This window comes from Amycolatopsis sp. DSM 110486 (assembly GCF_019468465.1).
Lineage (GTDB): Bacteria > Actinomycetota > Actinomycetes > Mycobacteriales > Pseudonocardiaceae > Amycolatopsis.
In genome coordinates, this window is record NZ_CP080519.1 from 8,732,162 (window position 1) to 8,758,524 (window position 26,363).

Here is a 26,363-nt window from a genome sequence, read left to right on the forward strand (position 1 = left end):
GCCACCGACTCCCGCGTCAGCCCTTGATCAGGTCGATGATGTGGCCGAAGGTGAGATCCGATGCGAGCGCCGTGAGGTCTCCGTCCGCGAGCTTCGCCGCAGCCGCCTTCGTAGCTCCGAGGGCGTGCGTGTACGGGTCAACCCCGAGGCTGATCCGGCGGACGCCGATCGTCTGGAGTTCCGCAAGGGTAGCGGTGCCCTGGGGGCTGACGAGGACGTTGACCGGCTTGGGCGCGACAGCCTTGACAACTGTGCTGATCGAGGCCGTGTCCGGCAGGTTCGGCGCGTACAGGACGTCAGCTCCTGCTTCCGCGAAGGCCGTGAGGCGGCGGATGGTGTCCTCGAGGTCAGAAATCCCCCACAAGAAGTTGTCCGTACGGCCGGTCAGGACGATCTGCCCACGCGCAGCTGCGGCGGCGGCCTCGATGCGGCGAACCGCATCATCGAAGTCACGAATCGGGTTGGCGGGGTCACCAGTGGTGTCCTCGATGCCGATGCCGGCCAGACCGCAGGCGATGGCAGCGTCGACAGTCGTCCGGACATCTTCGGGAGTCTCGCCGTAACCGTCTTCGAAGTCGCCGTTGATCGGCAGGCCACTCACGGACGTGAGCAGGGCGGCATGGTCCAGATGCGTGTCACGGCTGATGGCGTGGATGCCGTCAAGCCGGCCCAGTGTCGCGGCGAACGCCGCTGAAGAGGTCGCGATGGACTTGAACCCGGCCTCCGCGAACAGCAGGGCCGACGGCACGTCCCATGCGTTGGGCATGATGACGATATTGGGGCCACGATGGAGTTCGGCGAACTGTTCGTAGCGTGTCGGGGCTGCACTGTCAGACATGGCCGAGCTGTTCCTTCCAAAGCGTGCGAAATTCTTTCCGAAACGGCGGCATATCAGCAGCTGTCAGCCGGGTGGCCGAGGGACATCCCCGGTCACGCCGATGCGGATCTGCAGTCGGTCTCTCGCGTGTACAGGGGAGCGATCGCGCAGGTTGAGACGCAGGCCCACGCGCCTTCACGCTTCTGGCGAACGGCTGTGTACCGCGCATCCTGCTCCGCGTCATGGGCAGTCCCGGGACGTATCCGTCCACGGCTTCTCCTCTGGCCCTGGCGCCCGACAGTCAACCACGCGAGCTGACCTCGGCAAATTGCCGTTGCCGTTTTTGAGCGGCGCGCGGACGCGACTTGCTTACGGACTCTACCGCGTAGGGCCTTGGTGCATGCGGATGAGGATCTGCCTCTGGTTCGGGTCAATCTGGGTGGGCCGGCGTCAGCCGGCGGTAAGAACCGACCGTCGACTGTCGCCACCAGGAAACCAGCACAGAGGAGAGGGGCATATGGCCGAGTCGAACGGGCGACTGAACTCCACCGGCAAGGTGGCTGCCGAGGAAATGAGGAACCTGATCGTCGTCGGGTCGGGTCCCGCCGGTTACACGGCTGCGGTTTACGCGGCTCGCGCGCAGCTCGAACCGTTGGTGTTCGAGGGCACGCAGTTCGGTGGTGCGCTGATGACGACCACGGAGGTCGAGAACTTCCCCGGCTTCCGCGACGGCATCCAGGGCCCGGACCTGATGGAAGAGATGCGCAAGCAGGCCGAGCGCTTCGGCGCCGAGCTGCGCGCGGAGGACGTCGAGTCGCTGGAGCTGACGGGCGACGTCAAGTACGTGGTCGCGAACGGCAAGCGGTACGCCGCGCGCGCGGTCGTCCTCGCGATGGGCGCTGCGGCGCGCTACTTGAACGTGCCCGGTGAGCAGGACCTGCTCGGCCGCGGTGTGTCGGCCTGTGCGACGTGTGACGGCTTCTTCTTCCGCGACCACGACATCGCCGTGGCCGGCGGTGGTGACTCCGCGATGGAGGAGGCGACCTTCCTGACGAAGTTCGCCAAGTCCGTCACGATCGTGCACCGCCGTGACGAGTTCCGCGCGTCCAAGATCATGCTCGAGCGCGCCCGCGCGAACGACAAGATCAAGTGGCAGCTGAACTCCGAGATCACCGGGGTGGAAGGCGACGGCACCGTCAAGGGCCTGAAGGTCACGGACACCAAGACCGGCGACGAGAAGACGCTGGACGTCACCGGTTTCTTCGTCGCGATCGGTCACGACCCGCGCAGCGCTCTGGTGCGCGGCCAGGTCGACGTCGACGAGGACGGCTACGTGGTGACGCAGGGGCGCACGTCCTACACGAACGTGCCGGGCGTGTTCGCGGCCGGTGACCTCGTGGACCGCACCTACCGTCAGGCCATCACGGCGGCGGGTTCCGGGTGCAGCGCGGCCATCGACGCGGAACGATGGCTGGCGGAGCACGGCGACGAGAACGCCCACGAGGCGTCCGAGCTGGTCGGCGGCGGCTACGGCGCCGGCACCCACTGACTTTCCGATACCGACCACCCGAAGGAGAAACCATGGGCAACAACACCGTCAAGGTGACCGACAAGTCGTTCGTGGACGACGTCCTGACCAGCGAAAAGCCGGTCCTGGTCGACTTCTGGGCGACCTGGTGCGGGCCTTGTAAGATGGTCGCCCCGGTGCTCGAGGAGATCGCGGCCGAGAACGGCGAGAAGCTGACCGTCGCGAAGCTCGACATCGACGAGAACCCGAACACGGCGCGTGACTACCAGGTGATGTCGATCCCGACGCTGATCCTGTTTCAGGGTGGCAAGCCGGTGAAGCAGATCGTCGGCGCGAAGCCGAAGGCGGCTCTGCTGTCGGATCTGAAGGACGTCCTCTGATCGAGGCGGCGCTGTCCAGCTGCTGAGAACCCGGGCCTGCGGGAATCGCCTCGCGGGCCCGGGTTCCCGCACGGCAGTGTGGCTGCGCGATACGACCCTGGACGAGGCGATCGTCCAGGCCACCCGCGAATGGATGATTCGCGCCCCACGCTGTATCGACGGTGGAGCACCAAGTGTGACCTGGTCGTGGACGCCCTCGACCACGGTTTCCGGAAGCAGGGCGACATGTACACCGTCGACCTGAGCTACCCGGAGCCATGCGACGCACTCGTGGAAGCCCCGCCACGTGAACCCGGCCTTGTACCGGTGCCCCCGACACCTTTGGTCCACCAAGGTCCTGCCGAACACGCGGTAAGAATTCGTGCCGCGCCGCCGCACATCGTCAAATACCCAATGAGGTTGGACATGAGTGACGACGCTGACGAGTACGACGGCGGCGTGGACAACGACTCCGGCGTCCTCGAACCCGATGAGAGCCTCGACGAGCGGGATGTCGAGGACGTCCTCGACGAGGGCTACTCCGCCTCCGAACGACCGATCGCCGTGTTCGATTGGGGCACCACGGCCGGCGAGGCCGCGGGGCATGAGGACCTCGGCCACCGCCTCGCGCGCGAACTGCCCGATTTCACGGGCGAGCCCGAAGGCGACGGCCTGGGCGACACATCGGACACGGACGGGGAGCTCTACGACGACCAGGTCGGCACTCGGCGCGCCGGACGGTTGATCGAAGACGAGGAGTCGGATCCGGTCTACCCCTATCTGTTCGCGTCGGACGCTGGAGTAGACGGCGCCGCCGCGTCCGCGGAGGAAGCGGCCGTTCATATCGTCCCCGAATAGCCTGACACCGCCCGGCCGCTCATCCTTACGCTTGCGCACTGCGGTGTCCGATCAGTGCACGCCTGCCAACGGGCTGCTCTTCCGGAGTCCAACCTTCGCGAGGGCCGGCGCGGGGTCCTCTGCTCCGGCATCGCTTCTGGGAACGGTAAGACCGGCGTCAGCCCGGCCGCGAAACTGTTGTCGAGGTGTACACCGTCAGGGAGGCGTTCGTGCAGCAGTACAACAAGAACCCGGAAGCCGTGTCCCGGCTGACCCCGGAGCAGTACCGCGTGACCCAGCAGGACGGGACCGAGCGGGCGTTCGCGAACGCCTACTGGGACAACCACGAGCCCGGCATCTACGTCGACGTCGTGTCCGGCGAGCCGCTGTTCGCGTCGGTCGACAAGTACGAGAGCCACTCCGGCTGGCCGAGCTTCACCAAGCCGATCCAGAAGACGACGAACGTCGTCGAGCGCAACGACTTCAGCCACGGCATGATCCGGGCGGAGGTCCGTTCGCTGCACGGTGACAGCCACCTCGGCCACGTCTTCGACGACGGCCCGGTCGACCAGGGCGGCCTGCGCTACTGCATCAACTCCGCGTCGTTGAAGTTCATCCACCTCGACGACCTGGAGAAAGAGGGGTATGGAGACTTCCGTGCCCTCTTCACCGACGACACCGACAACACCGACAAGTAAGGAGACGACGTGACGACCGAAAAGGCGATCCTCGCGGGCGGATGTTTCTGGGGCATGGAGGAGCTGTTCCGCCACCAGCCCGGCGTCGTGTCCACGCGCGTCGGCTACAGCGGCGGCGACACCCCCAACGCCACCTACCGCAACCACGGCACCCACGCCGAGGCCATCGAGGTCCTCTACGACCCCTCCCAGACCGACTTCCGCAACCTGCTCGAGTTCTTCTTCCAGGTCCACGACCCGACCACGAAGAACCGCCAGGGCAACGACATCGGCCTGAGCTACCGCTCCGCGATCTACTTCACCAACGACGAGCAGAAGAAGGTCGCCGAAGACACCATCGCCGACGTCGAGGCCTCCGGCCTCTGGCCCGGCAAGGTCGTCACCGAAGTCACCCCCGCCGGCGACTTCTGGCAGGCCGAACCCGAACACCAGAACTACCTGCAGACCTATCCGAACGGCTACACGTGTCACTTCCCCCGCCCCGGGTGGAAGCTGCCCAAGCGGGCGACGGCCTCGTGATCCGCGCCCGCGAGTTCGGAAAGCCCGATCGCTGGTACCTCCTCGCTGCTGTGGGGATCGCTGCGTTCGCGGCGCAGTTCGTGCTGGCCCTCAACTGCCAGCGGGCCGGCGAGACTGACGATCCGGCACGCACGGACGAAAACCGAGGAGAATGAGGGGCGGCCGTCCCTCAAACGTGAGCGCTTTAATAGCGAACCAACCGCTGGGTGGCGTGGACAACCACGGCCACGCGGTCCCGCTCGAGTACCAGGGCGCACCGGTGCCGAAGAAGATGACAAGCTCGGGTCCGCTGGGCGTGCTGTGCCGGGCTCGTTGTGGACGCCGGACCCATCGGAAGAAACCGCCGCCTGGAACGAGGCACACAACAGAGGAAAACGAAGTGAACGAAGACGAAGACAGCGATCGGCTCCGCGAGCTCAGCGCAGCCGGCGTTTCGATCTGGCTGGATGAGCTCTCGCGCGACATTCTGGAGAACGGCGAATTCGAACGCCTCGTGCGAAGCCGTTCAGTCGTCGGCGTCACCACGAACCCGACGATCTTCGCCAACGCCATCACCCGGAGCAGCCGGTACGCCGCGCAGCTGGAACGCCTGGCCAGGAACGGTATCGACGTTGCCGAGGCAGTTCGGGTGCTGACGATCTGGGACGTTCAGCACGCGGCGAACGTGCTCCGTCCGGTCTGGGAGCAGACCGACGGCATCGACGGCAGGGTGTCGCTGGAGGTGAGCCCCGAGCTCGCCGGCGACACGGACGCGACCATCGCGGAGGCGGTCCAGCTCTGGGAGCTCGTCGACCGGCCGAACCTCATGGTGAAGATCCCGGCCACGCGCGCCGGCGTCCAGGCTGTTACCGGTGCGCTCGCAGCCGGCGTGAACGTGAACGTGACCTTGGTCTTCTCGGCGCAGCGGTGCGCCGAGATCGGCGAGGCGTACGTCGAGGGCCTCGAACAGGCCCTTGAGAACGGCCACGACCTCGCGTCGATCCATTCCGTGTCGTCTCTGTTCGTATCCAGAGTGGATACCGAGGTCGACATACGCCTCGATGCCACCGGCGTCCGAGAGCTGCGTGGCCGCGCAGCCCTGGCCAATGCACGGCTCGCTCACGAGGCCTTGACAGCAGTGTGGGAATCCTCGCGATGGCAGAGCCTTGCCGCCGAGGGCGCCCGCCCGCAGCGACTCCTGTGGGCATCCACGGGTGTCAAGGACGCGTCCTTCCCGGACACCAAGTACGTCACCGGTCTCATCACGCCCGGAACCGTTTCCACGATGCCACCCGCGACGCTCTCGGCGTTCGCCGATCACGGCGAGGTTTCCGGCGATCAGGTCGTCGGGCGCAGCAAGGAGGCGGCAGCGGACATGGCGGCCGTCGTCGCCGCGGGTGTCGACCTCGGCGATGTGTACGACACGCTCGAGAGGCAAGGCGTCGCCAAGTTCTCAGCCAGTTGGCGCGCCCTCCACGCCTCAGTCGGCGCGCTTCTCGGCTGAACGCCACCTCACTGCCCCTCTCGTACCCACGCACCCACATCAGTCCCGGAAGGAATCCCGTTGCCTCGGTCGCTGGAGTCACTCAGTCCTGCCGATGGCGAGCAGGTGGCCACGAAGAACCTGCTGGCAGCGTTGACGGCCGGGCGGATAGTTTACGACAACGGCGCCGAACAAGTCTTCGACCACAGTGGTGTCACTACATACGTCGATCGGGGGCACCCCACCCGCGGCGACTGGTATGTCGACGCCGACGGCCGCTTCGCCTCGTTCTGGCCGCCCAGCTACCGTGCCTCCTACGACCTGTACTGGATGGTCGAGGACGGCTCGATCGTCGGCCTGCGCTTCATCCACTGCGGAGACGGTTCACAGTTCTCGGGACGCTACGCCTGACTTGCGGGCCGTGGCACATACCCCAGGCAAACCACCGGTCCGACGTTTTCAGAACAGGACCGTCAACCCCGACCCGCGAGTTCGAAGGACCGCGCCGGGATTGACCGACGGCGCAGCTCCCCGGAACTGGGTCGTGCGCTGAAGCTGCCGCCGCGGCTGGAACCAGACCGCGAACAAATCGAGGCGATACTGCCCAAGTTGTCCTTGCCCGGTTAGAACAACCTCGAGCTCGAGGAGAAGGCGAGGTCATGACCATCGCGCTGGACCGTCCGCACGTTTGGCTGCCCGGGGACGTGCTGGTCATAAACGGGGCGACGCAGCACTCACCAGCGAGATCGTCGCGGTCCACGACGAGTCGAAGGGCACCTACGGCAGCCCTCGGGTCCATGCCGAACTACGCCCCCGCGGCAGACGGCATTCCCGCAAGCGGATCGCCCGGCTGTTACGCGCTGCCGGTCTGGCTGGGCGGGCGTCGAACCGCTGGCGCACCACCACTCCCGACCCGGCCGCAGCCGTGCCTGCCGACCTGATCAAGCGGGATTTCTCTTGTGTGGCAACAGATATCAACACCCGCTGGTGTGTGGCGACATCACCTACATCCACACCTGGCCCTACCTGGCCCTACCTGGCGCGATCTTCGAGTACACCGAAGGCTGGTACAAGACCCGCCGACTGCACTCCACCCTCGGCTACCTCAGCCCCGCCAGCCACGAAACGGTCATGCGTCAAGCAGCCTAACCACCTCAACCACCCTGTCCGTCAAACCGGGTCAACCCCACGTGCAGGAATGTCCCGGGAAGCAACGGCTGACGCCGCCTGGACAGCGGGCGATGACGTAACGCGGTGCGGTATGCCTGGCTGCCGATCGATACCAACCCCGGTGCTCAAGGCGACTACCCGCAGGAGGCCGGCATCTACGATCTCGCACCAGAGCCACGGGTGGCAGGCTGCACTGACCTGAGCGGGCGACGCCGGATGGACGGAGTGCTGGCGCACGCGGTGAGATCGCCGGCACCCGAGGTCGACGCGTGCTCACCGGATCTGCAGGTCCGTGCGGCAGCGCTCGCGCCGGATGCTCTGCAGGACGGTGTATGCCTGGTCGGCGTTCAGTCGTCGGTTCGGCTCCTTGGCCAGGAGACCCTCGATGACCGGGCGCAACGGGCCGGCACGCAAGAACGGGGCCGGTGGTTCCTCGGTCACGGCGGCGAGTGTGGCGGCCATGTTGTCCCTGGTGAACGGCGACGTGCCCTCGACGGCGGTGAACAGCGTTGCGCCGAGAGAGAATAGGTCGGACGCCGGTCCGGCCTTGCCCCCGCGGAGCCGTTCGGGTGAAACATAGCCCGGGCTGCCGGCCACTATGCGGATCTGAGTTCGTGAATCACTGCCGGGGGCGATCGCGATGCCGAAGTCGGTCAGGATCACCCGCGCACCATCGCAGAGCTGCACGTTGGCCGGTTTGACATCGCGATGCACGATGTTCGCGCGGTGTACGGCGCGCAGCACGTCGAGAAGGCTCAGTCCGATGTGGATCACCTGCTCGCCCCGCAGCGGCCCCTCGGCGTCGAGCGCTTCGGCCAGACTCCGCCCCCGCAGCAGTTCCATGACGATCCACGGATCGCCGTCCTGCCTGACGACGTCGTAGACCGTGACAACGCCGGGGTGGCCCACTTGCGCAGCGGTACGCGCCTCCCGGAGTGCCCGCACGCGAGCGGCTCTGCGTGATTGCGCGGATGCGCGGTAGCTCACGTTGACTTGCTTCAGCGCGACCTGACGCCGTAGGAACTCGTCCTCGGCGAGCCAGATCATCGCCATTCCGCCGCGGGCCAGTAGCGACTCGACTCGATACCGGCCTGCCACGAGTCGCCCGGCACACTCGGTCCCATGGCCCTCTCCGTGGTCGCCGGCGCCCGCCGGATGTGTCGGGTCAAGTGCTGAAAGCGGAGGCTTCGCGGGGCGTGGGCTCCGATCTGGTGACTCCACACGCTTCGTCATACGAGTAACGATCGAGCTTGGTGACCGGCGTGTCTTCACAGATGGCACCAAACCCTGCTGCCGGTTAGCCGGAATCCCGCGATACCCGCCACCTCGAACGGGGTCGCCGGTGCTGCAGTGCGGACCGCGAAGCGGATCGGCGCGGCATCGGTACCGTCATCCTCACCACGATCTTCTAACGACGTCCTGGTCAGCAGCGGCCACGACACTCGACGGCGGTGCACTGAACCTATATGAAGAGAAGCGAATACACCGCCCGTCCTCGTCGGGGCATCGGCGCTACCGAGCATCCGGAACGTTGGTTACCGCTGACCGGTGGCAGAGTTGGGTACTCCGCGAGGCGGATAGTCTCTGCTCCGGCGGGGATCGTGGTGTCGCGTGCCCGGAAGGGTCCGATGGCGACCGAATCCCGGCCACCTTCAGTGTGGGTGATGAATGCGGCCATCTGCCGGCTCGACCAATGCGAGGGCCCAGTCGACACCGCCAACACAACGTCCCCGGGTTCGCGGGCGCCCCCGAGCGCCACTTACCAGCCGCGTATGGAAAGGCGCCCACCCCAACATGTGCGTCTCGGCGGCACGGATTCTTTACCGCGTGCTCAGGAGAGGACCTTGGTGGACCAAGGTGTCAGGGACCTGGAAGGCCGTTGCGAAGCCACGGCGTTCGGGCCACACGGTGGGTGGGATGGCGGCGGCGATAAGGATGCCGCCAGAGCACACTGCGCCGTCGACCGGTCGAGGATGTCGCCGCAAGGCCGTGATGAGGCGACATCCTCGACCGGTCGACGGTGGCGAGCGCTACCGGATACGGGGTGTCATCGAAGGGCTTGCCGCTTTCAGCGCGACGGGTCACCCGGCTTCATTATCACGTGGTTACCGCGCTCGCCCACCATTATACTCTGGCCGCGCGCGTCGATCCGGGCTGACATCTGACTGATTTAAACCGACGCAAGTTCACAGCACCCCGGAGGACAGCTGAAGTGACACGGGCATCGTTGCCCTGGTCTTGTGTGGACAATAGGGCAGGTTGCCGGTTCTGTCTCGAAGTCGGTCAGGCTGGGTTGTCGGCAGATGTCAGGAGGCGAGGACAAATCCCTCGTAGCCGTTATTGGGGATCTCGAGTCCCGGCGTGGACCTACCGAGCCAGTATCAAGCGCGAGGACGCGGGCGCCGCCAGCAACCACCTCGCACCGGGTCTGGCGTGTGCACTACGGCGCTGCATCCCGATCACGCCCGAGTTCGCGCTCGACGGCGGGTCGCCCGCCGTGCTCGTCAAGGGCGTGCCTGCCGCTCGCGGTGGGTCTTTTCCAGATTAACCCGAGCTATTCCACGTTTAATTAGTCACTAGTTCTTTGTGCGACCACATGCGGGCCGGCCGGGCAACGCTCTCGGTGGGATTTCTTTGGTGTCCCTGCTGGCGCGGGCTGCGCACGCGTCCGCGCACGTCCGCGGCCCCACCGGCGAGACCCCGGAGTTGGGTTTCGGGGTTAGTTGCGGCCGGCCATGACGCCGCCGTCGACGTCGACGATGGCGCCGGTCATCCAGCTCGACTTGTCGGAGAGCAGGAACGAGACCGCGTTTGCGATGTCCTCCGGGGTGCCAACCCTTCCCAGCGGGTGGAGGCCGGCGAAGCTGTCGACCGTTTCGTCGAGCTTGTCCGCCGGTACGAAGCCCAGGTACAGGGGCGTTTTGACGACCGCGGGAGCGACTGCGTTGACCCGGATTCCATGGGGCGCCAGCTCGATCGCGAGCGCCTTGGTGAACGAGTGCGCGCCGCCCTTCTGCACGGAGTAGCCAGTGTGCGGTGTCGCCGCGATGCCCTGGTGCGCCCACATCGAGCCGACGTTGACGATGGCGCCGCCCTTGCCGCCCGCGACCATGCCCGCGACGACGGTCTGCGTGATGAAGAACAGTGCGCGGTTGAGTTCGTTGTATGCGTCGTAGAAGTTTTCGTCGTATTCGCTGAACGCCCTCGGGATGAAGAATCCCGCCGCGTTGACGAGCAGGTTCGCATCGGAATGTTCGGCAGCGAGCTGCTTACGGATCTCGGGCACCTGGTCACGGTCGGTCAGCTCCGCCGTGATGCCCCAGGCCTTTCCCTTCTGCGACAAAGCGTCGACTGCGGTCCGGACTCGTTCGGAGTCCCGGCCCGTGATCACGGCCGTGCCACCTCCGGCGACTACCTGGTGGGCCGTGGCCAACCCCATACCACTGCTGCCACCGACCACCACGACCTTGTGGCCATCGAACCTCTCACCCATGACAGTTGTTCCTTCCTCACCAAATCGCGACGCCGGGCGGTTCCCGGATCGAGCAATCAAAATGTTCGTGCCGCGCAGGCGGCGGTTCTTACCTGCGGCTGTGCCACTGCTCACCGCCGCCACGGCGATAGCGGCGCCGGGTCACGTGGCGCGAGACGCCTGGATGTGAGTGTTCAATCCACGTCGCGGCGCTGATTCAACCGAGGTCTCGCAGCCAGCTCCAGGCGACATCGTCCAAAAGAACCCGAAGGATAGTGAGCGTTGCGGAGAAGGTGGCATCAGTCAGTGCGGGCGTCAGGCTGGGCAGGTGGGCCACCTGATGACCGGCGGCAGGGCGACGGTTCGCTCTCGTGCCTGTGGAGCCTGCGACTGTACGAGGGGCCTTCCTTTTGTTCGGGAATACTTGGTCGTTCGGATGGTCCGTTCTGTGCGTTCTGCTGGTCAGGCGATGAAGTCGTTGTCCACCAGGTAGGTGCGGATGTTGCGCCGGGCGTCGAACATCGCCTTGTAGATGGCGTTGCGGTTGGTTTCCAGTTTTGCGGCGAGGGCGTCCATCGGGATGTTGTCGATGGCCACGGCGACGAAGACGCGTCTCTGGTGTTCGGTCAATACGTTCTCGATGACGTGGGCGAGGGCGGCCCGGAGTTCGGTGGCCTGCACCTGGTGGGGCGGTTCGTCACCGACGGCGGCCCGAGCGCGCTCGGCCTCGTCGTGGTCGAGAGACACTCGGTGGTCGCGCCAGAAGTGCCGGCCGACTTTCGTCGAGACCTCGAGGATGACGAATTTGAAGGCCCAGGTCTTGAACTGCGCGTCGCCGCGGAACTCACCGATCTTGCGGGTGATCCGCATGAGGGCGTCGGCCGCGGCCTGGTGGGCCAAGTCTTCGAGTTCGGGGCCGGTGAGCCGGAGGACCGGCGACCTGCGTGCGGTCTCTCTCCTGGCGATTTTGATGAGCATCGCGTGCAGCCGGCGGCAGGCGTCTTCGAATGCCGGGCTGCCAGGGCTCAATTCTTGGACCCAGGCGGCGGACGCGGGGTCAAAGCTCCGTCCACCGACCAGGACTCGTCCACTGATCTTCCGTCCAGCGTCAGCGGTGTATGCCGTCTGGATGCGGGACGCGCCTGGTGTCATGTGGCTTCACCTTCTCGCCGGTGACCGTCTTCTGCATTTGAAATCTCCTTGCTACGCCTTCACTTTCCGCTTTGACGGCACGTCAACTGACTTGTCCACCACTGCGTCGATGGCCATCGACGATGAGCGGTCAGCCCGGGAGGGAGTCAGAGGAGAGTTGCGCCGCCCGCAAGGCGTCGGAGCACCACCCGATGGTGCGCGTCGGTTCGCGCTGCGACACGTCGCCCGGTTGCGCTCCGCGGGTTGCGCGGCGAATCCGCGTGTATGCGGCAGAAGTCGACGGCGCGTGGAACGGCCACAGGACCGAGTAGCGAGAACCACCACGGGCCTTCCCCTGTCGCTCCTCGTCGATCGAACGGTACTTGGACCATATAGTCCGGACGAAGTCGAGCCCGATGGCGAAGAAGCACGGGTGGGAGCATAGGGCGAAGCCGTGACGGGCGATGTCAGCCGCTTGCCGACGGTGACTGGAGCCGCCGAAAACAGAGTATTCGTCGAAGCGCCCGACGCTTCCCAGCGATACGGCTCACCCGCTCCCAGTATCACGCGGTCATCGCGCTCGCCGAGCACCACGCGCTGGCCGCTGGCGTCAATCCAGATAGGATCGCCGCTCACCGGCAGCAGGACAGTGGGCCGTTGCGCCGGTGGTTCGCACCGGTCACCCCGGGCTCCAGATGAGTACCCGGTCCAGCCCGGCTCGACCTTGATCGGCGCTCCGGGTGGTGTGCGCGCTGGCAGGTAACCTCCTTGCAGTGTAGTGATGACGCCAGTGGCAAGGACCTCCGCGGCCACGCCGGAATCGAGGTCACCGGCGGCCTGCAGGCGCGACAAGGCCGAGGCCAGCAGCCCCTGCCACCGGGAAAACGCCGTAGCGAGAACAATTCGGCCACGATCGTGGCGAAGAGCGAAGTAATGGGTCAGCGAGCCGAGGAGACAACTGCCTTCCGGCGCCCACGAATCGACCAGGTACTGTGCGCCGGTGCGCCCGGTGACCGTGGTGAAGTCCTCGGGGTCGGGGCCCTGAGAGGACAGCTCGTTCGTCGATGACACGGCTACAGAGTCGCATCGCCGCCGCCCGCGCACATTCCGGCCAGCGGCCGTTGCGTGCCCATTGCTGGCGGGAATGCCCGGGTACCGGCCGGCCGGTATCGGCCATACCGGCTGGCGGTCACTCACCCGGTACCGATAACGGCATGGGGCCTTGACGTCGGTGACGCCGCGGGAAGCCGGTCATGGCGCCTGAGCGTTCCGGTGCGCCGGCCCACCCGCACGAGCCGCCATGATCCTTTGTGGACCAGGCGCGAACCGGCATCCGACGCTCGATTCACACTGTCGCTTGTGCGAAAGCGACCATACTTTTTCGCCACATTTTTCCGAGACGAAGGAGTCGGCAGTGAACGACTTCCTCACTTCACACCACAGCAGGCGGGACCTGCGACGAGCGGCGGCCCTACATCGACCACGACGGCCCGTCGCCCGGCTGTCCAGAGCCGCGAGCAGCGAATCGCCGAGCGGCACAGAGCATACCTCCTCATTCACCATGTCGCGCTGGTCGTAAGCCGGACCACCTCGGCTGTCGGTGCCCGACATGCCGCCGCCCGAGTGGCGTTTGGCGTGGTCGAGCCGTCGCCGACGCCCGCCGTGTCCATCACCCGTCAAGACCGTGCAGCGCCTTGCGGGTGGTCTGCAGGCTCGACCCGCGGTACCGCGGGTTCGTGCAACCGGGCAGGTGGTCGTAACCCAGCTCGACGGCAACGACGCGGCCCGTGTTGAACCCGGACTCGCCGCCGGGCCGGCCACGGCCCTGCATCAGGTCGCCGATATCGGTGGGGTCGAGCTGTGGAACCTTGTTGAGCGCAGCCCTAACAATATGCACGGTGAGGTCGTCGGGACGCATGTCGACCAGCGACCCCTTGGCCGCGCGACCGATCGGCGAACGGGCGGCGGATTCTGCGCACAATAAGCGTCTGCTTAGTGCAGGTCCTGTCTCCTCGCCGCACAGGAAGCGCCATGCCACGGCGGCGGGCCTTCGGTCGGACGACGTCGCGACGAGACACGAGCGCGGAGGCGGACATCGGTGAGACTTCTGCCTGAGCACAGCACCTAGGTGCCGAAGCGGCGTCACGTGACCGCGGATGCGTTATCGCTGCCTTTCGATCTTGGCGACGAATCGTGCAAACCGGGGGTAAGAGATGTGGTGGGCGTGGCGCCAAGCACACGGTAGTGAAGTGATGACGTCTTCGGAGGCCGAAAAATTTCCCCCATGTGTGTCCGTACTGGCGCGACTGGTTGCCGGCGGGTTGTGCCGTTGCGGAGTGATGGGGCCTGGTGGCGCAGGCGTCCACTGTGCAAGGCAGCGCGCGCCCATCGCGCTTTCCCTCGTGTGGGCGGCGCAGGACCCCGGCGCGGCGGCTCGCCGACGCGCCGGGGTCCTGCTTCCCGTCACTTCCGGACTATAGGAGGAGGAGTCCTTGACAGGCGCAGTAAATGGCAAGGTGGTGCTTCGCCTGCCACGGCTGGTTGCGCGGGTCGACCGGGCCATGGCTTTCGCGGCCGCGGTGCACGCGGCGCTGGTGCTGGCTGACTTCTTGTTGCTGGGGTTGCTCGTCGGAGGTGTGCCTGTACTGGAGGAGTCGTTCCTCGTCGTGTTCGGCATCATCGGCCCGGCGATTGGCATCACGCGCCATTTCCGGGCCGCGTCACGGGACGGAGCGAGTCTCGTCATCGTCTCGGCAGCCTGCTCGCTGATCCTGAGCGTTCTGTGGCATTTCGTGCTCGGCGGGCCTAGCAGTCTTCGTGTCGCCCTCCGTTCGGGGGTGCCCGTCGTGGCGCGGGTCTTCGAAGTCTCGGTGACGCTCCACGTGGCCGCGGCCGCGGCGGCACTACTGCTGGCCGCACTCGCGTTTCGCCGCCGGGCTTCGATCTTGTCGATCGGCCGAATGCCAGTGGTAGGCCGAGACTGATGCCGGAGTCTGGTTTCGCTGGCCCAGCGAACCAAACGGGGCATACGCTCGAAGCCGTGTCGTCGCCGTTCCCGCCCTCACCCCGCGTTGAGCCCCGGAGCCCTGGTGGCCTCCGCTGTGAACGATGACGACCACCGCCCGTCCGAGCATGCCCAGGCCGTAGAGAACCGTCAGCCTGTCGGTGTAGTTCGTCCTGACCAACTTCGTGAACGATGTGGCCTGGACGGCCGTCAACTATCCGGCGGCGAGCCTCGCCGCCGCCGGATGAGTCACTGCGGCTGCCGTTCGAACACCGTCTCCACAGACTCTCCGTTCCGCCACTGCTCGGCCCGAACTGTCGGACCGGCGATGTCGGGGACGTGATACGGCACAGTCAGCTTGGCCATCGCGCCATCGCTTCGGCCGCGCCTGGCCGGCCAGTGTTACGGGAGTATCTGGCCACGTCCGCGACGAGGTCGGCCCCGCGGGGTGGCGAGTTGGGCTGTAGACACTGCCTGTGGCGTATGGGGCCAGCCGGAGCTGATCGCCGTACCGGGACACCAGCTCGGCTGTGCTCACCTGCTAAACGATAGACAACGTGTCCGGTGGCCGGCCCCACGCCGGTGACGGTGGGGGTGCGAACTCCAGGTGGCAGGAATGCGAGGTGACCCCCACCACCGCGATGCTCAACAGGCTCCCGTCGCCCGCGGACGCCCGGTTCCCGGCCACTTCGCCCGGTGTCCGCCCCCAATCTGCTCCGGACCGGAAGGTGGAATCTGATGCGGACCTTCGGCCTGCCCCGTGCCGGACGCCCGGCACCCGTCGTTTCCCGTTGCGCGACCGCGAGGCCGCCCTCGTCCCGCACGTGTCCCCGGCAGCCGCCGCGTTCACGCCGACCGCCCTGTTCCCGCACCGGATCCGTGTCGAACGCAGGTGGATTCCGTGAACCTCGAACAGATTTCCCTTCGCCTGGCGGTTGTCCTCATGGGTTCGGGGTGCTCCGTGTGCGGCCGCCCCCACGGCCGCATCGGCCAGGTCGTCGAGGCGTGAATGCTCCTGGAGCGTGATTCGGACCATATGGTCCAGGTAGGTTCGGTCGACGAAGTGCGACAGACAAAGGACTCGTGTTGGTTCTCGGCGACCGTTTGCGAACGCTGCACGAGGAGATATGTCCGGTACGGCTGCACGCTTTGCCGCGAGATCCCACCGAGAATGAAGGCTTTACGAGGCTCATGCGGACCTGCTCCGTCACAGGGGTTACCACCAACCCGACGATCTTTGCCCACGCCATCGCACACGGTGTCCAGTACGCGTGGCAGGTCGGCGGGCTCATGGGCACGCCGGCGACCTGGACCAGGAACGAGCGCCGCGCCCTGTCAGGCGACCGGTACGGCAGCCACATCCGCTCTGTGACCTCCTGGTCGAACTCCGACATGTGGTGCGACGGGGTGTCGATCGACACGCGTCCCGAGTCGGAGCGGCCGCAGGACGACGCCGGCTTCATCACTGTCTGGGCGGTACGGAACACGAACGGTGGGCCGCCTGAGATCCATGGCGGACGCGCGCGGCGACCGGTTCCCGAGTTGCACTTCGGTGAGAGCGCAAGTGGATTTCAAGAATCACCCGGACGGTCGATAACGAGCCAGATCTCAGGGAGACCAACGGCTACGACGACCATGGTGACCCGCGGCGGGGAGACCGGTACAAGGGCGACTGATGATCCTTCCCACATCGTGGCAGACAGCGACGGCACTGCAGATCGTCCGAGATGCCGCGAACCAAGACCTGGAACCGGGTCCGGGCTGAACGTTTCGGTCCGAGAGGGCGAGTTCTCCACGAAGGATCAGGCCGGACCGATGCAGCCGAACGGCTCCCAAGTTCCGGATGCAGGATCGAAAACCCACGCAGTTCAGCACCTAGCCGGAGGAAATCATGCGGACCACCGCGCCCAGCCCGGTCATAACGCGGCCCTATCCCGCGCGCATTTCCGCGAAAGGCGCCGCGTTGCTGCGGTTGTTCCACACGACGGACCACAAGCAGATCGGCATCATGTACCTGGTCACGGCGTTCGCCTTCTTCATGGCCGGCGGCGCGATGGCCATGCTGATCCGCACCGAACTGGCCCGGCCCGGACTGCAGTTCCTGTCGCAGGAGCAGTACAACCAGCTGTTCACCATGCACGGCACGGTGATGTTGCTGATGTATGCGACCCCGGTCCTGTTCGGGTTCGCGAACTTCGTGCTGCCGCTGCAGATCGGTTCGCCCGACGTCGCATTCCCGCGGCTCAACGCGTTCTCGTACTGGCTCTACCTCTTCGGGAGCCTGATCGTCATCTCCGGCTTCCTCACGCCCGGGGGTGCGGCCGAGTTCGGCTGGACTGCTTACACGCCATTGTCGGAGGCAACCCACACTCCAGGCCCCGGCACGGACATGTGGATCTGCGGCCTCATCGTGTCCGGTCTGGGCACGATCCTCGGTGCGGTCAATATGATCACCACCGTTGTCTGCCTGCGCGCGCCGGGTATGACGATGTTCCGGATGCCGATCTTCACCTGGAACATCCTGGTCACGAGCATTCTGATCCTCGTCGCGTTTCCGATCCTCACGGCCGCGTTCTTCGGCCTGGAGGCCGATCGCCGTTTGGGGGCGCACGTGTTCGACCCGGCAAATGGCGGGGCGATCCTGTGGCAGCACATGTTCTGGTTCTTCGGCCATCCCGAGGTGTACATCATCGCGCTACCGTTCTTCGGGATCGTGTCGGAGATCTTCCCGGTGTTCAGCCGCAAGCCGATCTTCGGCTATAAGGGATTGGTGTTCGCGACGCTGGCGATCGCCGCGCTCAGTTTCTCCGTGTGGGCGCACCATCTCTACGCCACCGGTGCTGTGCTGTTGCCGTTCTTCTCCTTCATGACCTTCCTGATCGCCGTGCCCACGGGCGTGAAGTTCTTCAACTGGATCGGCACGATGTGGAAGGGCCAGCTGTCCTTCGAGACGCCGATGATCTTCTCCGTCGGATTCCTGGTTACGTTCCTGCTTGGTGGTCTGACGGGCATCCTGCTGGCCGCGCCGGCCATCGACTTCCACGTGTCGGACAGCTATTTCGTGGTGGCGCACTTCCACTACGTGCTCTACGGCACGATTGCGTTCGCGACCTTCGCGGGCATCTACTTCTGGTTCCCGAAGATCACTGGCCGGATGATGGACGAGAAGCTCGGCAAGTGGCACTTCTGGACGACGTTCATCGGCTTCCACGGCACGTTCCTGGTCCAGCACTGGCTCGGCGCCGAGGGCATGCCCCGCCGCTACGCCGACTACCTGTCCACCGACGGGTTCACCACGCTGAACACGATCTCCACGATCGGCGCGTACATCCTCGGTGCGTCCACGCTGCCGTTCATCTGGAACGTGTTCAAGAGCTACCGCTACGGCGAGATCGTCACGGTCGACGACCCGTGGGGCTACGGCAACTCTCTCGAATGGGCCACGTCGTGCCCGCCGCCGCGGCACAACTTCACCGAGCTGCCGCGCATCCGCTCCGAACGTCCCGCGTTCGAGCTGCACTACCCGCACATGGTGGAACGCCTGCAAACCGAAGGCGAGATCGGCTTCTTCGGCAAGCCGCGCCACCAGGCCGCACCGTCACAGAAGCTCGCCGCCACAACCACAGCTGACAACCACGACAAGGACAACGCAAGCGAGCAATAATTGCGTCCACCCTCGTCGACTCGGTGCTCCTGCCGCTATCGCTCGCGAGCATGGTCTTGATCCTGATCGGGTCGATCGATCTGTCGGTGGGGGCAAACGTGACGTTGAGCGGCGCGATCACCGCGACCACCGCGGAGGCGTGCCGTCCGGCAGCGGCGAGCCGTCGACCGGGAGCAGCCCGGAGACCAGGACGCGGTACTGGAGTTCGCTGTTCGCGGACATAGACGGCCTCCGATCGCCTGGCGCAGCACGGGCCCACTGCCCGCCGTCGGGTGCGGTCATTCGGCAGCACCCCGGGACCATTCTCTGGAAGACCACCGGCCGACAACAGGGAATAAGAGCGTGTCTCACTTGGTGAGTTTCTTGTAGCAGGTGATGCTGGCGGCGATGGTGAGGAAGGCGAGGTAGTGGCCGGCGGTGGTGTTGCCGGGGTTTCTCCCTTGCCCGTTCCGCGTCACCCATGCGGCGCGGGCGAGCCGTCGAGCAGCCACAGAACCGGCCACCGATCCAGCCCAGGCCACACCGGGCGGTCCCGACAACCGGTGCCACAGCGGAGCACTCCCGCCCGGATACGGAAGATTCACGAGCCGACCGCCGGGGTGCTGATGTCCCCGGTTCGAGATTTTCGGTGGGCGTTCCATGCCGCACGACGTGTCGTTCGCGTTGCTGCGTCGGCTCCGAGCGTGGCGCGACGGTCTCGAACGGCACACCGGAAGCGATCACGTCCTGGATGAGCGACTTCCGTGCCGACACCGCAGCGAAACGAGTGGCACGTGGCAGCCCAGAATCGGAAGGCCAGAGTCACTTCGTTCTTCCGCGTGATCGCCGGCTCGACCTGGTGGCCCGCTTCGCCGGGACCGTCCGGATGCTTCGCGCTGGCGCCGCAGTTGACCAATTCAGTTCCATCTCAAGGACACTCATCGCCGTCGATCTCCGCTCGACCTCGACCTGTACCACGTCCGGGGCGAGCACGTTCACTGGGCGGCCCCGCGCCCGAGCTCCAGCCAGCCCCGGTTCGCGAGCGTGGCGAACCGCTGGGCGGCCTCGTCGCGCGAGAGTTTCTCCTCGCGCTTGACCTCCACGTCGGCATCGCGGCACCTTCACGCTCGCCGCGGCCACTGCCCTCGCGAAGACCACCAGTTGCGTTGGGGCCGGCACATCACCTGCCACGAGTGAGGACGTAACCAACGGCCGGACGCGGCGGTCACAGCGAGGGCAACGCCAGACACGCATTCCGGTCCGCACCCTCTGAAGAAGCGGGACGTGCATTGCGCTGCAAGCACGACTCGACCAGTCGATGTGTCGAGCACGTCCTCGAACCTCATGTCTAGACGCTCAGCGGCCTCGGGCACCAAGAAGGGGTAGTTCTCGGTGTTCATGGATTTCCCCGGTGCCGCACTTTTCACGTCGAGCCGCGAAGCCTGACAGGTCACAGAGTCCGCCGGGACCTGCGCTCGTACCGTGGTGCACGATGATGCCGCCTTCGTTCATCTTGCGTTCACGTGAATGGCGTGCACTGAAATTCTTCGCAGACCGGTGCATCCCGTGCGCATCGGGCTGGAGGCGACGGTGCAGGAACACACAATGGACGCGATCGCGTCCGAGCAACTGGACATTCAGGTAGCGCATCCGGAGACCTGGGTCGCGCGTGACTCCACCGTGCTCGACTCGTCGGTGGTGCGGGACCAGATTGCGTGTGAGCGGTCTCGTTTCGCCCCAGGCGCGGATCCACGCGTACCTGCCGATCCTCGTCGTGCGCGCGGCCGGTCCGCGCTGGGACGACTGCAAGCTGAACCCGACCAAGCGGAAGTGGGAAACCCGGCCGGTACGCACCGTGCGGGGCGGTCGCACCGGCCGGGCACAACGAGGTGACGCGGGCGTTGTGCGTAGGCCCGGATCACCTGGCCCGGCGTGCCAAAGAGGGGCGGGAGCGCCGGTCGACCCGGCCCGATAGGAGGAGAACATGTCCAACGACAACGAAATCCGCCCCTTCCGACTTCACACGCCGGAGGAAGCGCTCACTGGCGTGCGTCGCCGGATTACGACGACGCGCTGGCCCGCCCAAGAGTTGGTCACTGATCGGTCCCAGGGCGTGCAGCTGGCGACCGTTCAGGAGCTGGCCCGCTACTGGACGACCGATCACGACTGGCGTGCGTTCGAGGCGAAGCTGAACGCGCTGCCGCAATTTACGACCGATATCGACGGCGTCGAGATCCACTTCATCCACGTGCGGTCGCAGCACGAGAACGCCTTGCCGCTGATCATGACGCACGGCTGGCCGGGCTCGGTCGTCGAGCTGCTCGGGGTCGTCGGCCCGCTGACCGATCCGACCGCGCACGGCGGAGAGGCCGAGGACGCCTTCGATCTTGTGCTGCCGTCGCTGCCGGGCTACGGCTTCTCGGGCGAGCCGACCGAGCTCGGCTGGGAGTCCGGCCGCATCGCACGCGCGTGGACGGAGCTGATGGACCGCCTCGGCTGCACGCGCTACGTCGCCCAGGGCGGCGACGTGGGCGCCACCGTCACGGACGCGATGGGCCGACAAGCGCTCGCGGGGCTGCTCGGTATCCACGTCAACTTGCTCGCCGCCGCGATCGGGATCAAGGACCAACTGCCGGCGGAGTCCGAGCAGGAACGCACAGCGCACGACGCGGTGACCACGTTCACGACGGACGGATTCGGCTACTTCCTGGAGCAGTCCACCCGGCCGCAGACGATCGGCTACTCCCTGCTGGATTCACCTGTCGGGCTGGCGGCCTGGATGCTCGACCACGACACGGACAGTTACTACAAGATGTCTCGCGCGTTCGGCGACGGCGAGCCCGCGGGCGACCTCACTCGGGACAACATCGTCGACGACATCACCTTGTACTGGCTGACGGGCACCGGCGCCTCGGCCGCCCGGTGGTACTGGGAATTCGGCCGGGCCCAGGCACAGGGCCTGGTTCCTCCGCCGGTCTCTGTCCCGGTCGGCTTCACGACGTTCCCCGGCGAGATCTGGGCTGCCCCGCGCAGCTGGGTCGAGACGGTCTACCCCGATCTCACCTACTTCAACGAGGTCGACTGCGGTGGCCACTTCGCCGCGTGGGAGGAGCCCGACCTGTTCGCGACCGAGGTGCGGGCCGCGTTCCGGCCGTTGCGGAAATCCTGAGCCCGCTTCGGTTCGCGCGGCGACACCACGGTGTCACCGCGCGCCTCGGGTGCAGGGGTGCGCGCACCGATACTCGGTCGCGCCGGGCGGTACGCGCTGCCTCGGGCTTCAGGCTCTCCGCAGCAGGCCGAGGGCGCCGGCGGGGAACAGCAAGACCGACAGCAGACCGGCGCAGACCAGCGCGGCGGCGGTGACCTGCGTCAGAAGCCCGGTTGCCACCCCGATCTGGGTCGCGGTGACGACGAACGGCAGAGACGTTGCCTGCAGCAACGCGGCGGCCACGGTGCTGCGGGCCCCGAACGTCTTCCAGTACAGCAGTGCGGGTACGCCGCGCACGAGCAGCAGGGCGGCGAGGAACAAGGGCACTCTGGCCAGCGCGGCGGGGTTGGCCAGCAGCTCGGACAGATCCAGCCGCAGACCGCTGGCGACGAAGAAGACCGGGATCAGGAACCCGTAGCCGATGGCTTCGAGTTTGGCCCGGAAGCGAGGGTGCGACGCGGTGTCCTGGTCGAGCAGGCCGACGACCGCGCCGGCCAGGAACGCTCCGAGGATGGACTCCAGCCCGAACGCTTCGGCCAGAGCGACGAACGCGATCAGCAGGGCGACCGCCGCCCGCACGCGGATCTCGGCGGTGCTGTCCTGCAGCCGCGTCAGCGCGGTCTCCAGCCGGCGGGACCGGCCGACCACGGAAACGACGAGCCCGGTGACGGCGACCAGCACCACGAACATCACCAGCAGCACCACCCGGGCTCCTCCGCCGGCGCCGGCGGAGGAGAACAGCACCGAGAGCAGCACCACGGCCGCGAAGTCGGCCACCGAGCAGGCAGCGATGACCGCCTGCCCGAGCGCGCCGCCAGCCTGCCCGGCGTCCTTGAGCACCGGCACGACCAGCCCGAGCGAGGTGGCCGACAGCGTGATGGCGACCAGCAGCGGGCTGTGCACCCACCCGGCGGTGCCGAAACCCAGTCCGGCCAATACCCCGAGGCCGAGAGTGACGGCGTAGCCGAGCAGGGCCAGCCGCAGCGTCCCGCCGCGCAACCGGTGCACGTCGATCTCCAGCCCTGCCAGGAACAGCAGGAACGCCAGCCCCAGCAGGGCGACGATCTGCACCGGCAGGTCAGGGTGGACCCAGCCCAGCACTGACGGGCCCACGACAATGCCGGCGACGATCTCCAGCACCACAGCGGGGATCCGCACGGCGGGCAGCATCGCGAGCACCAGCGGCGCGCCGAGCGCGATCGCTGCGACTGCGAAGAGATTGACGAACTCGACATCCGGCACGACGAGTCCTCCTCCACCAGATCACCGGTATCGGGATTTGCTGTGGTCGAACCGGCAACCGGCGTCCCATTCCCCGCGTTGGGTGGCCGCACGTCGGCGCCCTTGAACATCCGCGCGAGATGCACCAGGCCCCCGTCCGGTCAGCGGTCACCCGTTTTCTCGGTCGGGCTCGAATTCCCGCTCCGGTACCAGGAATTCGCTGAGCCGCTGGACGGCGAAGTCCACGAACGGGCGGGCGTGAAAAAGCCGGCACCCCGCTCGGCCCACGATGGCTTCCCTGATGCCGAAGCGTCGTTCGAAGTCTCGGCCGACGAGAGGGAAGTAGGTGTCCTTGTCGTCGGCGACATCGACGGTCTCGCACCAGATCCGCTGCCGGTGGGTGATCATCGGGAACCGCCGCAGCGTCAGGCGGGGACGCGGAGTGAGCGCTTCGGCGTGGTGGAGGAAGCTGTTTCGATTGTGTCCCACACCGATGAGCAAAATCGCGCCGCGGAGGTCGTAAAGGCGTTCCAACGGTGAGTCACGGCCAAGGGCGAAGCCGAGTGGCTGCCCGGCCACGATCTGTCCGGCTCGCGCGCCGATCGCGGCCACCGACGCCTGGGGGTGCGAGCTGCGGACGGTGCCAGGCAGCGAGCGGAGGGCCTCCGCGACCGCGCCCATGCTGGACGGCATGGTGCAGTGAAACGTGGGTACTGCGTCCCGTCGCTCCCGGACTCCTTCATCCGGGACGCCGACATGCTCTGGATCGCGATCGGCGACGTTCGGGGTGAAGGTGGGCACGACCACGGTCCCCGTGGCGCCGACGGCGCGCAGCAGGCTGTTCACCACGGTCGCGGCGCCACCGTCGACGGGGCCGAGGCTGGACAGCGACGAATGCACGATCATGTCCATTCCCTCCTCGACCCCAACTCGGCGCCACCCCGCGACCAGATCATCAGTAGTGAGTGCGGATTGACTCATCTGTCTTTCTCCAGCTCAGACTCAGACCTCAACGCACGACGATGGTGTGCTGGGAAGGGCTGGGACGAGGAGCGGCATTGCGCAAATCCCTGGCGGCGAGTGAAGTCACGGTGGCCGTCGTGAGCTGCCTCTTCAGGCCAAGCGTCGTGCCTGGCTATGCGGGTTTGCCGGCGTCGATCCAGTGGCGGAAGACCGCGATCCGCTCGGCCGGCCATGCTCCGTCGCAGGGCATTGTGCCGGCCTCGAGCCGGCCGAGGATGGCGTCGGCGTGGGTCGAAACGTCGTCGAGGGACCAGAGATCGAAGGCGAAGTTCATCGCATCGCGGTCTCTCTGGCGAAACAGTGGCTTGATGTGTTCATCAAAATGCATCGGCTCGTCCTCCGTTTCAGTTGTGTGTGGCTGGACTCGACCGGTCACGAAGCGACCGACCGCACCCCAATCGGCGAAGTGCGTAGCAAGCGAGTCCGCCACGGCGGTCAGCGCACGCTGAACCGGTTCGAGCGCGCTCGCCACATGCTCCGGTGCGGCGCCCGTCCGGCGGTGGCCATCGGATCAATCATTCCTGGCGCCCCAGCTCCCTTCGGGCGCCCTGCGGATCGGCGCTGTGTTTGCTGCCGCGCTGGTGGACTTTCCCCGGAGCGGCCACGACAAATGGCCGGGTCGGTGCTGGGCACGGCGATAGCGACGACTTTTCGAGCGTGGGGATCAAGACGGCACCGCCTCGCCAGGCCGGTCAGGTCTTCCGAGGGGCACGGCGGTCTTTGCGCTGGGCGAGCTCGGCTTCTTCCACCAGGACAAGCATCGGCTTTCCAGGTTCGCACAGCATCGTGACGGTGAAACGGAGCGGGACGTCCTCGCGGTTGTTGCCGTCCTGGTAATGGATGACATCGCCACCCGGCTCCCAGAACGCCTCGCCGGCGTGCACGACGCGTTCCGGTTCGCCTTCCACCTCCAGCACCATCTCGCCTTCCAGCACGTAGCCGAACGCCGGGCCGGGATGCCGGTGCGGCGGCGCACCGGGATCGCCGGGTGGATACTCGACGACCACGGTCATCACGTGGGCTCCCGCCGGAATGAAGGGCGGGTCCGCCTCCTGCAGCGTGGTGAACGCCGTCTGCCACGCCGTCGATCGCTGTTTCTGCCCGGTCGGCGCCGGATCTGTGTTCGCCATGTGAATCTCCTCCACGTTGGATGGGTGGTCGAGGGGCGGCGTTACTTCCCGGTCCGGCCGGGCCAGTCGGCGTAACGGATCTCGCCGAGGATCGCCGGTCCGGCCGGCACCAGGGTCTGCTCGCTCAGCTCGGCTCCGAAGTAGCGTGCGTGCGGGTCTGGCACCACCTCGCGCGGATCGTTACGGGCAGCGAGCGCCGTGTGGAAGAATTCGTCCATCCGGAACTGCTCGGGGCCGGCGACCTCGAGCGTCTCGCTCAGAGGCGAGCCCACCGCAGTCCGGCCGACCACCTCGGCGACGTCCTCGCCCGCGATGGGCTGGAAAAGCACCGGCGCCACCCGGACCATGCCACTTTCGGTAGCCGCGTCCGCCATGCGCGTGACGAACTCGAAAAACTGCGTGGCGTGCACGAGCGAGTACGGGATCGACGACTTCTTGATCAGTGACTCCTGCACGATCTTCGCCCGGAAGTAGCCGCTGGCGGCCAGCCGCTCGGTGCCCACCACCGACAACGCCACATGATGGCCGACGCGTGCCGTCGTCTCGGCGGCCATCAGATTGCGGGTCGAGGTCTCGAAGAACGCCATCACCGCGGCATCCTCGAACGACGGCGAATTCGCCACATCGACCACCACCGACGCTCCGGCCAGGGCGTCCGAGAGTCCTTCACCGGTGAGGGTGTTGACGCCGGTGTTCGGCGATGCGGCCAGTGCCTGGCGGCCGTGCTCGCCGAGCGTGGTCACGAGCTTCGAGCCGATCAGACCGGTACCGCCGATGACCACGATCTTCATAAGTGTTCCTCCCCTTGCCATCGAGGCACCCGGCCCGCGCGAGACCGCCGTGTCAGTTGGCGGCACCAGCACCGATCAGGTATGGCCAATCTCGACCCGCGACCCCCATGGCCGGAGCGCGCAAGCCGACACGAGTCGGTCAGGAAATAACAACCGGCGCCATCCCCTGATCGACGGGCCCGCGGTGCCTCGCCCCTTCTTCTTGCGGGCCCGCTAGTGAGCGTCCCGCGCGCCTACTCAGTCATGAAGGGTCTTTCGTCACCGCTTCTGCTCTATCGCCGGATTCTGAACGCATCGGTGGCGTGGAAGGCCGAACCGCAGGGCGGCACCGGTCGGGTCGCCACGCGGTC

General features: G+C 66.5%; 22 protein-coding genes and 3 pseudogenes. 14 read left to right on the forward strand and 11 right to left on the reverse strand.

The window, feature by feature from the left end:
* Positions 1-16 precede the first annotated feature (16 nt).
* On the reverse strand, positions 17-838 hold the full coding sequence (locus tag K1T34_RS42220; protein WP_220240251.1) for an isocitrate lyase/phosphoenolpyruvate mutase family protein: 822 nt from the start codon (positions 836-838) through the stop codon (positions 17-19).
* Positions 839-1,373: 535 nt separating this feature from the next.
* Here K1T34_RS42220 and trxB point away from each other — a divergent pair.
* The 11 genes and pseudogenes from trxB (at position 1,374) to K1T34_RS54035 (ending at position 7,369) form a co-directional block, all read left to right on the forward strand.
* Entirely contained in the window at positions 1,374-2,366 is a 993-nt protein-coding gene (trxB, locus tag K1T34_RS42225; protein ID WP_220247675.1) for a thioredoxin-disulfide reductase, read from the forward strand.
* A gap of 32 nt (positions 2,367-2,398) precedes the next feature.
* Positions 2,399-2,725 carry a thioredoxin gene (trxA, locus tag K1T34_RS42230; RefSeq protein WP_220240252.1) on the forward strand — a complete coding sequence of 109 codons (327 nt, stop codon included), beginning with the start codon at positions 2,399-2,401 and terminating at the stop codon, positions 2,723-2,725.
* Positions 2,726-3,130: 405 nt separating this feature from the next.
* Positions 3,131-3,562, forward strand: coding sequence for a DUF5709 domain-containing protein (locus K1T34_RS42235; RefSeq protein ID WP_220240253.1), 432 nt, complete (start codon positions 3,131-3,133; stop codon positions 3,560-3,562).
* 185 nt (positions 3,563-3,747) lie between these two features.
* Positions 3,748-4,239, forward strand: coding sequence for a peptide-methionine (R)-S-oxide reductase MsrB (gene msrB, locus K1T34_RS42240; RefSeq protein ID WP_220240254.1), 492 nt, complete (start codon positions 3,748-3,750; stop codon positions 4,237-4,239).
* 9 nt (positions 4,240-4,248) lie between these two features.
* Positions 4,249-4,758, forward strand: a complete 510-nt coding sequence (msrA, locus tag K1T34_RS42245; protein ID WP_220240255.1) for a peptide-methionine (S)-S-oxide reductase MsrA — start codon at positions 4,249-4,251, stop codon at positions 4,756-4,758.
* Positions 4,755-4,913: a hypothetical protein gene (locus K1T34_RS42250; RefSeq protein ID WP_220240256.1), complete on the forward strand. Its 159-nt coding sequence runs from the start codon at positions 4,755-4,757 to the stop codon at positions 4,911-4,913. The genes msrA and K1T34_RS42250 overlap by 4 nt, the downstream gene beginning before the upstream one ends.
* 38 nt (positions 4,914-4,951) lie before the next feature.
* Positions 4,952-5,208 (forward strand): annotated as a pseudogene (locus K1T34_RS54030) (hypothetical protein); the annotation flags it as partial.
* On the forward strand, positions 5,138-6,241 hold the full coding sequence (gene tal, locus K1T34_RS42255) for a transaldolase (protein WP_220240257.1): 1,104 nt from the start codon (positions 5,138-5,140) through the stop codon (positions 6,239-6,241). The pseudogene K1T34_RS54030 and the gene tal, both read left to right, overlap by 71 nt.
* 60 nt (positions 6,242-6,301) lie before the next feature.
* Positions 6,302-6,631, forward strand: a complete 330-nt coding sequence (locus tag K1T34_RS42260) for a hypothetical protein (protein ID WP_255637966.1) — start codon at positions 6,302-6,304, stop codon at positions 6,629-6,631.
* Positions 6,632-6,908: 277 nt separating this feature from the next.
* Positions 6,909-7,097, forward strand: a pseudogene (locus K1T34_RS54925) (IS3 family transposase); the annotation flags it as partial.
* 110 nt (positions 7,098-7,207) lie between these two features.
* The gene (locus tag K1T34_RS54035) at positions 7,208-7,369 is read left to right on the forward strand and encodes a hypothetical protein (protein ID WP_255637967.1); all 162 of its coding nucleotides are present in this window, start codon (positions 7,208-7,210) and stop codon (positions 7,367-7,369) included.
* A 294-nt stretch (positions 7,370-7,663) separates the two neighbouring features.
* On the opposite strand, the gene K1T34_RS42270 is transcribed toward K1T34_RS54035, so the two are convergent.
* From K1T34_RS42270 to K1T34_RS42285, 4 genes and pseudogenes are all read right to left on the reverse strand, one after another.
* Positions 7,664-8,623, reverse strand: coding sequence for a serine/threonine-protein kinase (locus K1T34_RS42270; protein ID WP_255637968.1), 960 nt, complete (start codon positions 8,621-8,623; stop codon positions 7,664-7,666).
* 1,486 nt (positions 8,624-10,109) lie between these two features.
* On the reverse strand, positions 10,110-11,006 hold the full coding sequence (locus tag K1T34_RS42275) for an SDR family NAD(P)-dependent oxidoreductase (RefSeq protein WP_255637969.1): 897 nt from the start codon (positions 11,004-11,006) through the stop codon (positions 10,110-10,112).
* A gap of 318 nt (positions 11,007-11,324) precedes the next feature.
* Positions 11,325-12,014 (reverse strand): RNA polymerase sigma factor, encoded by a 690-nt coding sequence (locus K1T34_RS42280; protein WP_255637970.1) that lies wholly within the window; start codon positions 12,012-12,014, stop codon positions 11,325-11,327.
* 1,657 nt (positions 12,015-13,671) lie between these two features.
* Positions 13,672-13,974: pseudogene (locus K1T34_RS42285) on the reverse strand (acetyl-CoA C-acyltransferase); the annotation flags it as partial.
* A gap of 511 nt (positions 13,975-14,485) precedes the next feature.
* Between K1T34_RS42285 and K1T34_RS42290 the strand changes: the two are divergent.
* Both K1T34_RS42290 and ctaD read left to right on the forward strand, forming a co-directional pair.
* Entirely contained in the window at positions 14,486-14,977 is a 492-nt protein-coding gene (locus tag K1T34_RS42290) for a hypothetical protein (protein WP_220240261.1), read from the forward strand.
* A 1,911-nt stretch (positions 14,978-16,888) separates the two neighbouring features.
* Positions 16,889-18,661 carry a cytochrome c oxidase subunit I gene (gene ctaD, locus K1T34_RS42295; RefSeq protein WP_220240262.1) on the forward strand — a complete coding sequence of 591 codons (1,773 nt, stop codon included), beginning with the start codon at positions 16,889-16,891 and terminating at the stop codon, positions 18,659-18,661.
* 347 nt (positions 18,662-19,008) lie between these two features.
* Here the strand turns inward: ctaD and K1T34_RS42300 are convergent, their stop codons facing one another.
* Positions 19,009-19,164, reverse strand: a complete 156-nt coding sequence (locus K1T34_RS42300; protein ID WP_220240263.1) for a hypothetical protein — start codon at positions 19,162-19,164, stop codon at positions 19,009-19,011.
* A 1,460-nt stretch (positions 19,165-20,624) separates the two neighbouring features.
* On the opposite strand from K1T34_RS42300, the gene K1T34_RS42305 reads away from it, so the two are divergent.
* On the forward strand, positions 20,625-21,809 hold the full coding sequence (locus K1T34_RS42305; RefSeq protein WP_220240264.1) for an epoxide hydrolase family protein: 1,185 nt from the start codon (positions 20,625-20,627) through the stop codon (positions 21,807-21,809).
* 108 nt (positions 21,810-21,917) lie between these two features.
* Here K1T34_RS42305 and K1T34_RS42310 read toward each other — a convergent pair whose 3' ends face one another.
* The 5 genes from K1T34_RS42310 to K1T34_RS42330 form a co-directional block, all read right to left on the reverse strand.
* Positions 21,918-23,090, reverse strand: coding sequence for a cation:proton antiporter (locus tag K1T34_RS42310; RefSeq protein ID WP_220240265.1), 1,173 nt, complete (start codon positions 23,088-23,090; stop codon positions 21,918-21,920).
* Positions 23,091-23,237: 147 nt separating this feature from the next.
* Positions 23,238-24,050 carry an aminoglycoside N(3)-acetyltransferase gene (locus tag K1T34_RS42315; protein ID WP_220240266.1) on the reverse strand — a complete coding sequence of 271 codons (813 nt, stop codon included), beginning with the start codon at positions 24,048-24,050 and terminating at the stop codon, positions 23,238-23,240.
* Positions 24,051-24,204: 154 nt separating this feature from the next.
* A complete protein-coding gene (locus K1T34_RS54040) occupies positions 24,205-24,564 on the reverse strand; it encodes a hypothetical protein (RefSeq protein ID WP_255637971.1) in 360 nt (119 codons plus the stop codon).
* A gap of 220 nt (positions 24,565-24,784) precedes the next feature.
* The gene (locus tag K1T34_RS42325) at positions 24,785-25,222 is read right to left on the reverse strand and encodes a cupin domain-containing protein (protein WP_220240267.1); all 438 of its coding nucleotides are present in this window, start codon (positions 25,220-25,222) and stop codon (positions 24,785-24,787) included.
* 41 nt (positions 25,223-25,263) lie between these two features.
* Complete coding sequence (locus tag K1T34_RS42330) at positions 25,264-26,085, reverse strand: SDR family oxidoreductase (protein ID WP_255637972.1); 822 nt, start codon at positions 26,083-26,085, stop codon at positions 25,264-25,266.
* Positions 26,086-26,363: the final 278 nt, after the last annotated feature.